This window comes from Streptomyces sp. NPDC048389, from assembly GCF_040706335.1.
Lineage (GTDB): Bacteria > Actinomycetota > Actinomycetes > Streptomycetales > Streptomycetaceae > Streptomyces.
In genome coordinates this window covers 20,210-32,491 of the sequence record NZ_JBEZKP010000046.1, presented here as the reverse complement: position 1 = coordinate 32,491, position 12,282 = coordinate 20,210, and the positions used below count along the sequence as shown (strand labels likewise).

Genomic DNA, 12,282 nt, shown 5'->3' with positions numbered 1-12,282 from the left:
GTTGCGCGCGGGGCGGGCACTCGCCGGGAACGCGCACTGGGGCACGGCGGGGGCGTCCCCACAGCCTGGGGCCGGTGCGCGGGCGCTGACGCTGCGCGCGGGGGCGGGTTCCGTCCGGCACTTCCCCAAGGGCCGGAGGCCGTGGAGCGGGCCCCGGCCAGCCACGATCGCCGCTGCGCGGCAACCAGCCCATCGCGCGGGGACAGGATCAGCCCCGACGGCGATTTGAGGCGCCGGCCCCGGGGACCGAGCCCCGACAAGACCCGCAAGCCCCAGCCCGGCACGGGACCCGAGGCCACCGGCGGGGCGGTGCCCGGTACGGGGGCACAGGGCGCGGTACGGGGCGCGCAGCCAGGTAGGGCGCGGTGCCCGGTACGGGGGGCACAGGGCGCGAGGCGCGGTGCCCGGTACGGGGGCACAGGGCGCGGAGCCCGGTAGGGGGGCACAGGGCGCGGCACGGGACTCGAGGCCACCGCGGGGAGCGCGGAGCCCGGTCGGGGGCACGGGGCGGAGCTCGTGAAAGCGGTCCGGAGTGCAGCACCGGTTTCGGGAAGGGGCGGGGTGGGGGGACGTCACGCCCGCAACGCCGCCACCGCCCCCCTCGCCACCTCGTCCAGGTACCCCTCCGGCACCCCACCCCGCACCACCACCAGCCGCCAGTACAGCGGCCCCACGATCACGTCCAGCGCCCGGTCCGGATCGGTTCCTTCCGGAAGTTCGCCCCTGGCCACCGCATCCCGGACGATCAGCGCCGCCACCCCCCGCTGCTCGTCCAGCAGCGCCGCCTTGATCGCGTCCGAGATCTCCGGATTGCGCACCGACTCGACCAGCAGGTCGGGGATGACCTGCGAGGCCACGGGGTGCCGCAGCGCATGCGCGGCGACCTCCAGCAGCGCCCGCACGTCCCCGTACAAGGACCCCGTCGCCGGCGCCGGCAGCCCTTGCGCCGCGAAGGCGGAGACCAGGTCCAGCACGAGCGACAGCTTCGACTTCCAGCGCCGGTAGACGGCCGTCTTCCCGACGCCCGCCCGCCGCGCGATGCCCTCGATGGACATCCGGGCGAAGCCGACGGCGGCGAGTTCCTCGAAGACGGCGCTCCGGATGGCGTCGGTCACGTCCTCCCGGAGCACGGCGGCTCCCGCGGGTGCGCGGCGTGGGCTTCTGGGGTCCGTCGTCATGCACAGGAGCATACGCGGCGACGACGGAACGGTTGCGTTCCGACGTAGTGCCGTCCTACCCTCCCCGTAGCGACGAAACGGTCCCGTTCCATCGTGGCCTCGACCCGATCAGCCCTCTGCCCACGCCCCTGGAAGGCGAGCCCACGTGACCACAACCACCACTCCCCCACCTGCCATCACGACCGCCGCACCCGCAGCACCCCCCGCACCGCCCACACCCCCGCCCGCCGACCTCGCCGCACTCGCCGCCCGCCACGGCCTGACCGTCAGCGGCGCCCGGCCCACCCTCCCCGCGTACGTCCGGCAACTCTGGTCGCGCCGCGACTTCATCACCGCGTTCGCGACCGCCAAGCTCACCGCCCAGTACAGCCAGGCCCGGCTCGGCCAGCTGTGGCAGCTGATGACCCCGCTGCTCAACGCCGCGGTCTACTTCCTGGTCTTCGGCGTGCTGCTCGGCACCGCCGACCATGTCCCCGACTTCGTTCCGTTCCTCGTCACGGGCGTGTTCATATGGACCTTCACGGCGAACTCGATCATGTCCGGGACCCGTGCGATCTCGGGCAACATCGGCCTGGTCAGGGCGCTGCACTTCCCGCGCGCCGCGCTGCCCGTCGCGCTCGCCCTGCAACAGTTCCAGCAGCTGCTCTTCTCGCTCGGCGCGCTGATCGCGATCCTGGTCGGTTTCGGCCAGCTCCCCACCACGTCGTGGCTGATCGCGGGGCCGGCGCTTTTGCTGCAGGCCGTCTTCAACACCGGCCTGTCGATGGTGATGGCCCGTGTCGCCGCCCGTACGCCCGACGTCTCGCAGCTGATGCCGTTCCTGCTGCGCACCTGGATGTACGCGTCGGGGGTGATGTGGTCCGTCGACAAGGTGGTCGGTGACCGGGACCTTCCGCAACTGGCGGCGCTCGCCCTGCAGTACAACCCGGCCGCGCTCTACATCGACCTGGTGCGCTTCGCGTTCATCGACTCGTTCACAGCGGACCGGCTGCCGCCGCACGTCTGGGCGGCAGCCCTGACGTGGGCCGTGCTCTGCGGAGTCGGCGGATTCCTGTACTTCTGGCAGGCGGAGGAGCGATACGGCCGTGGCTGAGAACCCGACCCGTCCGACCGTGGAACGGACTCCCACCGTCGTCGCCGACGGCGTCCACATCACGTACAAGGTCAACGGTGCGCGCACCGGCCGCGGCAGTGCCGTCTCCGCCCTGAGCCGGATCGTCTCCCGCAGGGCCGCCCCCGGCGTACGCGAGGTGCACGCCGTCAAGGGCGTCAGCTTCGCCGCGTACCGGGGCGAGGCCATCGGCCTGATCGGCTCCAACGGCTCCGGCAAGTCCACCCTGCTCAAGGCCGTCGCCGGTCTCCTCCCGACCGCGCGGGGCCGGATCCACACCCGGGGGCAGCCCTCCCTGCTCGGCGTCAACGCGGCCCTGATGTCCGATCTGACCGGCGAGCGCAACGTCGTCCTCGGCGGTCTCGCGATGGGCATGACCCGCGCGGAGATCCACGACCGCTACGACGACATCGTCGAGTTCTCGGGTATCAACGAGAGGGGCGACTTCATCTCCCTGCCGATGCGTACGTACTCCTCCGGCATGGGGGCCCGGCTGCGCTTCTCCATCGCCGCCGCCAAGAGCCACGACGTGCTGCTCATCGACGAGGCGCTGTCCACCGGCGACGCCCGCTTCCGCCGCCGCAGCCGCGAACGCATCGACGAACTGCGGCAGGAGGCCGGCACCGTCTTCCTGGTCAGCCACAGCAACGCGACGATCACGGAGAGCTGCGACCGCGCAATCTGGTTGGAGGCGGGCACACTACGGATGGACGGACCGGCACAGGAAGTCGTCGCGGCGTACGAGGAGTTCACCAAGGCCGGAGCCGGGTCCGGCGGAGGGACCGCGCGGTAGGCTCCCTGCCGGGCGGCCGAGGGGGTGGTCGGGATGAACGGTCGAGGGCCGGAGCCGCTGCGGGACGACGATCCGCGCGAGATCGCCGGTTACACGCTGCGGGCGCGCATCGGCGAGGGCGGTATGGGCACCGTCTTCCTCACCCGCAGCCACGACGGCGCGCTGCCCGTCGCCCTGAAACTGATCCGCCGCGAGCACGCCCGGAGCGAGGACTTCCGTCGGCGGTTCGCCCGCGAGGTCGAGGCCGCGCGGCGTGTCCGGGGCGCCCATCTGGTGCAGGTCGTCGACCACGACGCGGAGGCCGAACTGCCGTGGCTCGCCACCCGTTACGTACCGGGGCTGCCGCTCGGCGACGCGCTCGGCCACCACGGGCCGCTGCCCCTGCCGTGCGTGCTGAAGCTGACGGCCGGCGCGGCACGCGCGCTGGAGGCCGTGCACACCGCCGGTCTCATCCACCGGGACGTGAAGCCGGGGAACCTGCTGCTGACCGCCGAGGGGCCCTGGCTGCTGGATTTCGGCATCGCCCGCGCCGCGGACGGCACCTCCGTGCTGACCACCGTCGGGCGTATGGTCGGCACCCCCAAGTACATGTCGCCGGAGCACGCGCTGGGCCGTGAACTGACGCCCGCTTCTGACGTTTTCACGCTGGGGCTCGTGGCGGCGGAGGCGGCGGCCGGGCGCCACCCGTACGGCGAGGGCGGCGGGCTCGTCGTCGCGACCCGCATCGCCGGCACCGATCGTGAACCCCCGGACCTCTCCGCCCACCCGCCGGCCCTCCGCCGGATACTGAGCGCCGCCCTGGCGGCCCGGCCGCAGGACCGCCCGTCGGCGGCAGAGGTCGCGGAACTGTGCGGTCCGCCCGACTTCACCGCCTGGCTTCCGAAACGGATCGCGTCGGCCGTCACGGAGACCGACCGCGCGTCGGCCAAGTTCTCGGTCCCCCCTCAAAACCCCCGCACCGCCCCCTGGCTCCCCCGCCTCCGCCGCACCCGCTGACCCGCGCCTGAGACCGCAGGCCCACGGAACCGCAGGACCGCAGGACCGCGGAACCGCAGGACCGCAGGCCCGTGCACGGCAGGCCCGTCCGAAGCAGGGGGCGAAGCGTTCCGCACCCGCCGCGAAGCCGAGGCCGGAGCCCGGGGGCGGGCGGCGGACGTCACCGGGCACGCCTACCGAAGGTGCCCGGCACGCAGGTCCCGGTTCCGGAACGGGCGGGGGAGAAGGCCACGGACCCGGCCGCGCTCACACGCGCTAGCCGGGTCCGATCCACCTCCTACCGCCTGGCCCGCAGGCCGGCCATCAGCTGTGCGTGCGCAGCAGCTGCCGCATCGTGCGCATCGCGACCGACAGATTCGCCAGGTCGAACGTGTCCGAGCTCTGGATCTCCTCGAGCGTCGCCCGCGCCCGTCCCAGGATCGCCGCGTTCTTCTGCTCCCACGCCTGGAACCGCTCCTCCGGCGTCGAGGTGCCGTTGCCCACGGACAGCACATCGGCCGTGAGCATGGCGTGTGCCGCGTACAGGTCCTCGCGGATGGAGGCACGGGCCATGGACTGCCAGCGGTCGGCCCGCGGCAGTTCGATGATCCGGTCCATCAGCTGTGTGATGGAGAGCCGGTCCGCCAGGTCGTAGTACACGTCGGCGACCGCCAGCGCGTCCTGCCCGTTGCGGTCCGAGATCGCGACGATGTCGAGCGTCGGGAACGCGGACGAGAAGCCGGCCACCCGCAGCGCCAGCGCCTCCGGGACACCCGCTGCGGTGAGCTCGTCCAGGATGCCCTGGTACCAGTCCAGGTCCGCGCCACGCAGCATCTTCGGCAGCGCCGCCCACACCTGCTCGACGCGCTCGGAGAAGAACTCGATGGTCTCCGCAAGCTCCAGCGGCTGCGGCCGGTTGCCCAGCAGCCAGCGCGTGCCGCGTTCGACGAGCCGGCGCGAGTGCAGCCGGATCCGGGTCTGGACGTCCGCGGCGACCTCGTTGTCGAGCGCCTCGACCGCGTCCCACACCGCACTGAGACCGAAGATCTCGCGCGCCGCGGTCTGCGCCCGGACGATCTCCTCCATGGTGGCCCCGGTCTCCTCCCGCAGCCGGTGCAGGAAGGTCGAACCACCGGTGTTGACCGTGTCGTTGACGAGTACCGTCGTCACGATCTCGCGGCGCAGCGGGTGCGCGTCGATCGCGTCGCCGAACGTCTCGCGCAGCGGCTTGGGGAAGTAGGCGTGCAGCAGCCTGCGCAGATGCGGGTCGTCCGGCAGGTCCGTCTTGATCAGGTCCTCCGCCACCATGATCTTCGTGTAGGCGAGGAGCACCGCCAGTTCGGGCTGGCTCATGCCCTTGCCCGCGCCGAGCAGCTCACGGATCTGGCGGTCGTTGGGCAGGAACTCCAGCGCCCGGTCCAGGTGTCCGTCCCGTGCGAGCCGCCGCATGAAGCGCTGGTGGGCGTGGAGGAGGGAGGGCGACTGGGCGACCGCGTTGGCGAGGGCCGTGTTCTGCGCGTAGTTGTTGCGCAGTACCAGCGCGCCGACCTCTTCCGTCATCTGCGCGAGGAGCTGGTTGCGCTGCTTGACGGTCATGTCGCCCTCCGCGACGAGGCCGTTGAGCAGGATCTTGATGTTGACCTCGTGGTCCGAGGTGTCGACGCCCGCGCTGTTGTCGATCGCGTCGGTATTGATCTTCCCGCCGTTGCGGTCGAACTCGATACGGCCGAGCTGGGTGCAGCCCAGGTTGCCGCCCTCCCCCACGACGCGGACCCGCAGGTCGGCGCCGTTGACGCGGATGGCGTCGTTGGCCTTGTCACCGACATCGGCGTTCGACTCGGTGGCCGCCTTGACGTAGGTGCCGATGCCGCCGTTCCACAGCAGGTCGACCGGCGCCTTGAGGATGGCCTGCATCAGCTCGGCGGGGGTCACCTTGGTGATGCCCGCCTCGATGCCGAGGGCCTCGCGCATCGCCGCGTTGACCGGGATCGACTTGGCGCTGCGCGGGTGGATGCCGCCGCCCTGGGACAGCAGCGTCTTGTCGTAGTCGGCCCATGAGGAGCGGGGCAAGTCGAAGAGCCTGCGGCGCTCGGCGTACGAGAGGGCCGCGTCCGGGTTCGGGTCGATGAAGATGTGGCGGTGGTCGAAGGCCGCGACGAGGCGGATGTGCTCGCTGAGCAGCATGCCGTTGCCGAACACGTCACCGGACATGTCGCCGACGCCGACGACCGTGAAGTCCTGGGTCTGGGAGTCGTGCCCGAGCTCGCGGAAGTGCCGCTTGACCGACTCCCAGGCACCGCGGGCGGTGATGCCCATGCCCTTGTGGTCGTAGCCGGCGGACCCGCCGGACGCGAAGGCGTCGCCGAGCCAGAAGTCGTACGCGACCGCGACCTCGTTGGCGATGTCGGAGAAGGATGCGGTGCCCTTGTCGGCGGCGACGACGAGGTAGGTGTCGTCCTCGTCGTGGCGGACCACCTGCGCCGGCGGGACGACCTCTCCGGCGACCAGGTTGTCGGTGATGTCGAGCAGCGCGGAGATGAAGATCTTGTAGCAGGCGATGCCTTCGGCCAGCCAGGCGTCGCGGTCCAGGGACGGGTCCGGGAGCTGCTTGGCGACGAAGCCGCCCTTCGCGCCGACGGGCACGATCACGGTGTTCTTCACCATCTGGGCCTTGACCAGGCCGAGGATCTCCGTGCGGAAGTCCTCGCGCCGGTCGGACCAGCGCAGACCGCCTCGGGCGACCTTGCCGAAGCGCAGGTGGACGCCCTCGACGCGCGGCGAGTACACCCAGATCTCGAACGCCGGGCGCGGTGCCGGCAGGTCCGGGATGGCCTGCGGGTCGAACTTCATCGACACATAGCCGTGCCGCTCACCACCCGCTGCCTGCTGGAAGAAGTTGGTGCGCAGGGTGGCCTTGATGACGGTGAGGAAGGCACGCAGGATGCGGTCCTCGTCGAGGCTGGCGACCTGGTCGAGGGCTCCGTCGACCTCTTCGAGGAGCCCGTCGATCAGCTCGGTGCCCGCGCGCTGGCGGTCCGGCGACATCCGGGCCTCGAAGAGGGAGACCAGCAGCCGGGTGGTGTGGACGTTGTTGCGGAGGGTGTCCTCCATGTAGTCCTGGCTGAACGTCGAACCGGCCTGGCGCAGGTACTTCGCGTACGCGCGCAGCACCATCGCCTCCCGCCAGTTGAGCCCGGCGCCGAGAACCAGCGTGTTGAAGCCGTCGTTCTCGGCCTCGCCGGTCCACACGGCGGCGAACGCGTCCTGGAAGCGTTCGCGGGCGTCGTCGGCGAGGTAGTCGCCGCCCGGGACGCTCTTCGGCATGCGCAGCCCGAAGTCGTAGATCCAGGCGTGCGTACGGTCCGCGCAGCGCAGCTCGTACGGCCGCTCGTCGACGACCTCGCATCCCAGCCGCTGCAGCACGGGCAGCACGGCGGACAGCGAGACCTGCTCACCGGTCCGGTAGATCTTGAAGCGCCGCTCGCCGGGGCCGGCGCCGACCGGCTCGTACAGCGAGAGGGCGAAGTCCTTCTCCTCGTGGCTGAGCTCTTCGAGGCGCACCAGGTCGGCCACGGCGGAGCGCGGCGAGTGGTCGGCCTTGTAGCCCTCGGGGAAGGCGCCCGCATAGCGGCGGAGCAGCTCCGCGGCGCGCTCCTCACCGAACTCGGCGTTCAGGGCCTCGCCGAAACCGTCGGCCCAGGAGCGGGCTGCCTCGACCAGCCGGGCCTCGATCCGGTCGGTGTCGGCGTCGGTGAGGTGCGGCAGCTCCGTGCCGGACGGAACGCGCACCACGAAGTGGATACGGGAGAGGATCGACTCGGTGTTCCAGGCGGTGAAGTCGACGCTGGTGCCGCCGAGCTCCTCCTTGAGGATGTCGATCAGCCGCAGCCGCACGCCGGTGGTGTAGCGGTCGCGCGGCAGGTAGACGAGCGCCGAGTAGTAGCGCCCGTACTCGTCCTGGCGCAGGTACAGCCGCAGCCTGCGGCGCTCCTGCAGGTACAGGACGCTGGTGACGATCGCCCGCAGCTGGTCGGTGGGCGTCTGGAACAGCTCGTCACGCGGGTACGTCTCGAGGATCTGCAGCAGGTCGCGGCCGTCGTGGCTGTTGGGCGAGAAGCCCGCACCCTGAAGGACCTCGGCGACCTTGCGGCGCACGACGGGCACGCGGCGCACGGACTCGGTGTACGCGGCGGACGAGAACAGGCCGAGGAAGCGGCGCTCACCGATGACGTTGCCCTCGGCGTCGAACTTCTTGACGCCGACGTAGTCCAGGTAGCTGGGGCGGTGCACGGTCGCGCGGCTGTTGGCCTTCGTCAGGACGAGCAGCTTGTGCTCGCGGGCCTTGGCGCGGGCGTCGGCGGGCAGCCGGCTGAACGACGGGCTCACCGGGTGCGCCTCGTCCTCGCCGTGCTGCGGGTCGGAGCGCAGGATACCGAGACCGGTGCCGGGCACTGCGGCCAGGGCGTCGGACTCGGTGAGCTCGTACTCCCGGTAGCCGAGGAAGGTGAAGTGGTCGGCGGCGAGCCAGCGCAGCAGCTCACGGGCCTCTTCGACCTCCTGGCCGGGCAGGTCGTCGGTGGGCTCGCTCGGCAGGCCGTCCGCGATGCGCAGCGCGGTGTCACGCATCTTCTCCCAGTCCTCGACAGCCTCGCGGACGTCGGACAGGATGCGCAGCAGATCGGCGGTGATCTGCTTGAGGTCGGCACGGTCGGTCTCGCGGTCGATCTCGACGTGGATCCAGGACTCGACGAGGGCGTCGTGCGGCAGGTCCTTGGAGTTCGCCCGCAACGGCAGCAGTTCGATGAGCCTGCCGGTCACATCACGGCGGGCGACGACCTGCGGGTGGATCACGACGTGGATGCCGCGGCCCTGACGGGAGAGCTCGTTGGTGACCGAGTCGACGAGGAAGGGCATGTCGTCGGTGACGACTTCCACGACGGAGTGGCTGCAGGTCCAGCCGTTCTCCTCGACGGTCGGCGTGTGCACCCGGACGTTCGCCGTGCCCTGCGGACGGTTCTCCGCGAGCCGGTAGTGGGAGAGCGCCGCACCGAAGACGTCGACCGGGTCGCGGTCGGCGAGGTCCTCCGGAGCTGTGTGCAGGTAGTAGCGCTGGAGGTACGTGAGCAGGGTGTCCCGGTCAGGATGCTTTCCCTGTTCTGTCCCAGTCGGAAGGTGCCCCCCGGCCGGGCTGTTCTCAGCAACCCGGGCGGCCCGTGCGAGCAGCTCGGCCTTGGCTTCGTCCAGCTTGGTCTGCATGTCCTCTGGCTCCTGTCGCGCGCCGTTGCGTGACGTAGGTGAAGGGTGCGACGAATCGCTGCGGCCCGGGGTGTCCGGGCGCAGTCGACGCTATGCCGCGATGAGAGTCGTCCGAGCCGTAATCGGCCAATTCTGTCTGGCGGAGAGGGTCCGGACGGGAGGGGTCAGCGATCGCCCGGACGCTGTGGCGCTCCGGGCGCAGGCCGGGGGCTTCGCTGCCCCCACGGCGTATCGCGCTGATCACGCCCCCAGGCTATCCCGCCGCACCCCCGAACCGTCATGAGCCGTATGTGTACAAAAGAGGGACCCGAAGTTTGACACTCTGGACAGCGACACAGGCCCTCTTGGCAACCAAGCAACCGGGGAGCAGCCATGACCACGAAGATTCTCATCGTCACCGGGGACGCCGCGGAGTCCTTGGAGGTCCTCTACCCGTACCAGCGGCTGCTGGAGGAGGGGTACGAGGTGCACATCGCGGCCCCTGCACGCAAGAAGCTGCAGTTCGTCGTGCACGACTTCGAGCCGGGCTTCGACACGTACACCGAGAAGCCGGGCTACACCTGGCAGGCCGACCTCGCCTTCTCCGAGGTGGACCCCGGCGCGTACGCCGCCGTCGTGATCCCCGGTGGACGCGCGCCCGAGTATCTGCGCAACGATCTCGAGCTGCGCAAGATCCTCAAGGCGTTCTTCGACTCCGACAAGCCCGTGGCCCAGATCTGCCACGGCCCGCTGCTGACGGCGGCGATCGGCGGCCTGGCGGGACGCCGTGTCACCTCCTACCCGGCGCTGGAACTGGACATGCAGGCGGCCGGTGCGTCGTTCCAGGACCTGGAGGCGGTCGTCGACGGGACGCTGGTCTCCTCACGGGCCTGGCCGGACCATCCGGCGTGGATGCGGGAATTCCTCAAGGTGCTGCGGGCGACGGCACCGGCCGGCTAGGCGGCGCCGGGTCCGGGCGGCGCCGGGTCCGGGCGGCGTCACGTCCGGCCACGCACGACCGGGCGGCGCCACGACCGGGCGGCGCCGGGTCGAGCGCTGCTCAGGAGGCGAGGCGCAGCGCCTCCTCCACCGCCTCGGCGAGAGTGTCGACCACGGGCACGCCCACCGACTCCAGGCTGGCCCTGCTGTGCGAACCGCCCGTGAACAGCACCGCCCGGGCACCGACGTGCGCAGCCGCCAGCGCGTCGTCCACGGCATCGCCGATGACCACCGTGCGCTCGGGCACGACCGACGCCGCCAGGGCACCGAGGTGGCGCTCCATGTGCAGTGCCTTGGGGCCCCCGGACGGGCCGGTCCGCCCGTCGACGCGTATGAAACGGCGCTCTATGCCGTAGCCACGCACCACGGGGACCAGCTGATCGTGTCCGTACATGCTCAGCAGCGACTGGCTCCGGCCGGCGAGCTGCCACTCGCGCAGCAGTTCCTCCACGCCTTCGGTGAGCCCGCAGCCGATCCGGTGCCGGACGTAGTGCCGGTGGAACGTCTCGTCCATGACGGTCCACTCGGCGTCCGACGGGAGGCGGCCCATCAGCCGCTCGTAGAAGCGGGGGATCGGGACGCAGTACAGCTCGCGGTAGCGCTCGAGCGTGATCGGCTCCAGACCTATCTCCGCGAAGGCGGCGTTCGTCGCCTCGATGACCGCACTGATGTCGTCGAGCAGTGTGCCGTTCCAGTCCCAGACCAGATGTGCGTGCGTCCCCTTCATCCCCATGCCGAGAACCGTACAGGCCGGGTACGACACCAAGCCCGGGGCAGGTCAGCCGACGATGTTCGGGATCTCCTGCACGCCGAACCAGAGCAGCTCGTGGTCGTCTGCGCCGTCGACGGTGAACTGCGCGTCGTCGTCGCCGTGGTCGGCCGCGCCGAGCGCCGCCACCGCGGCGGAGACGTCACCCTCCGCGTCATCGGCGTCGACGTGGACGGCCGCCGCCTTGGCCATCGGAACGGCGGCGGCGATCCGCACCTCACCGAGCGCGCCCGCGTCGAGCCCCCGGTCCGGGTCGGCGACGGCGTCCTGGTCCGGTACGTCGACGGCCACCACGACGCGGCGCCGGGCCGCGTCGGGCGCACCGGCCAGCAGGCGCAGGGACGCGGCGGCTGCGCGGCTGAGGGCGGCGTACTCCAGCTCCTCGATGTCGTCGGAGACGTACCACTCGCGCAGAGCGGGTGTGACGGCGTAGGCGGCGAGCGGGCCGGGACCGAGTTCGCCCGCCCTGTGCGCCGCTGCGAGACCGGGAAGGGTCAGGGGGACGTACACGCGCATGCCAGGCCGCTTTCGTAGTCGGAGAACGCCCTCAGGATACGTGCGGCGTCCCCCTTCGAGGTGCCCTCACCGGCCTGCTCGCCGTCCACCCCGTACACCCTCGATACCTCTCCGGCCCTGAGTCGGCGGGGCCTCGTCACCCTGATAGGTGACTTTCGCGAGCAGGGCCGCCGGGTCTCCGGTCTCTTTGCGGTGCCGGTCCGCACGCCATAGAAGTTCCCCGTCGAGGCTACTTCCCGGTACCGAGTCCGGGACCAGCACATCGGGGGCGTTCCATATGGACAGGACCAGGCCCGCAGGCCGGCACGACCAGCGCAGGCCCGCCGCACACGCGGCGGCGGCACTGACCCGCGCCCGCGGCAGGCAGCACAAACCGCACTACTGGTTCGCCGATCGTCTGCTGGCGGTACTGAGCGGTCGGCGCCCCGTGCACTGGATGCTCGGGCACACCATCGGCGAGGCGTACGAACAACTGGTCCGCCTCGCGCCGGGCGCACCACTGCGCCCGGCGGACCGAGTGACACCGGTCGTCCGCCACTGCGGCGAATTCCATCCGCGGCCGGGCGTGATCGAGGCGTTCGCCCGCATCGGCTCGGGCGAACGCGTCACCGCGATGGCGTTCCGCCTGGAACAGGGAACGGACCTCCGCTGGCGCTGCGCAGCGGTGGAACTGGGCGGCGAACGCACCGGCCCGGACACCCGATGA

General features: G+C 71.3%; 9 protein-coding genes. 5 read left to right on the top strand and 4 right to left on the bottom strand.

The features are described 5' to 3' along the window. Nucleotides 1–572: 572 nt before the first annotated feature. Nucleotides 573–1,190 (bottom strand): TetR/AcrR family transcriptional regulator, encoded by a 618-nt coding sequence (locus tag AB0903_RS26060; protein ID WP_366706742.1) that lies wholly within the window; start codon nt 1,188–1,190, stop codon nt 573–575. Nucleotides 1,191–1,353: 163 nt separating this feature from the next. Here AB0903_RS26060 and AB0903_RS26055 point away from each other — a divergent pair, with 163 nt between their 5' ends. From AB0903_RS26055 to AB0903_RS26045, 3 genes are read left to right on the top strand one after another with little or no spacing between them, the layout of a single operon-like run. Continuing rightward, nucleotides 1,354–2,271 carry an ABC transporter permease gene (locus AB0903_RS26055; protein WP_366706777.1) on the top strand — a complete coding sequence of 306 codons (918 nt, stop codon included), beginning with the start codon at nt 1,354–1,356 and terminating at the stop codon, nt 2,269–2,271. After that, nucleotides 2,264–3,082, top strand: a complete 819-nt coding sequence (locus AB0903_RS26050) for an ABC transporter ATP-binding protein (protein WP_366706740.1) — start codon at nt 2,264–2,266, stop codon at nt 3,080–3,082. The genes AB0903_RS26055 and AB0903_RS26050 overlap by 8 nt, the downstream gene beginning before the upstream one ends. Nucleotides 3,083–3,115: 33 nt before the next feature. Next, a complete protein-coding gene (locus AB0903_RS26045; RefSeq protein ID WP_366706738.1) occupies nt 3,116–4,078 on the top strand; it encodes a serine/threonine-protein kinase in 963 nt (320 codons plus the stop codon). 303 nt (nt 4,079–4,381) lie between these two features. Here AB0903_RS26045 and AB0903_RS26040 read toward each other — a convergent pair whose 3' ends face one another. Beyond that, the gene (locus tag AB0903_RS26040) at nt 4,382–9,313 is read right to left on the bottom strand and encodes an NAD-glutamate dehydrogenase (protein ID WP_366706736.1); all 4,932 of its coding nucleotides are present in this window, start codon (nt 9,311–9,313) and stop codon (nt 4,382–4,384) included. 372 nt (nt 9,314–9,685) lie between these two features. Here AB0903_RS26040 and AB0903_RS26035 point away from each other — a divergent pair, with 372 nt between their 5' ends. Beyond that, complete coding sequence (locus AB0903_RS26035) at nt 9,686–10,252, top strand: DJ-1/PfpI family protein (RefSeq protein ID WP_366706734.1); 567 nt, start codon at nt 9,686–9,688, stop codon at nt 10,250–10,252. Nucleotides 10,253–10,352: 100 nt separating this feature from the next. Here AB0903_RS26035 and AB0903_RS26030 read toward each other — a convergent pair whose 3' ends face one another. Together AB0903_RS26030 and AB0903_RS26025 are read right to left on the bottom strand one after the other, a co-directional pair. Next, complete coding sequence (locus tag AB0903_RS26030) at nt 10,353–11,024, bottom strand: HAD family hydrolase (protein ID WP_366706732.1); 672 nt, start codon at nt 11,022–11,024, stop codon at nt 10,353–10,355. A 45-nt stretch (nt 11,025–11,069) separates the two neighbouring features. Continuing rightward, the gene (locus AB0903_RS26025; protein ID WP_366706730.1) at nt 11,070–11,576 is read right to left on the bottom strand and encodes a hypothetical protein; all 507 of its coding nucleotides are present in this window, start codon (nt 11,574–11,576) and stop codon (nt 11,070–11,072) included. Nucleotides 11,577–11,853: 277 nt separating this feature from the next. Here AB0903_RS26025 and AB0903_RS26020 point away from each other — a divergent pair, with 277 nt between their 5' ends. Continuing rightward, nucleotides 11,854–12,282 (top strand): Rv3235 family protein, encoded by a 429-nt coding sequence (locus AB0903_RS26020; protein ID WP_366706728.1) that lies wholly within the window; start codon nt 11,854–11,856, stop codon nt 12,280–12,282.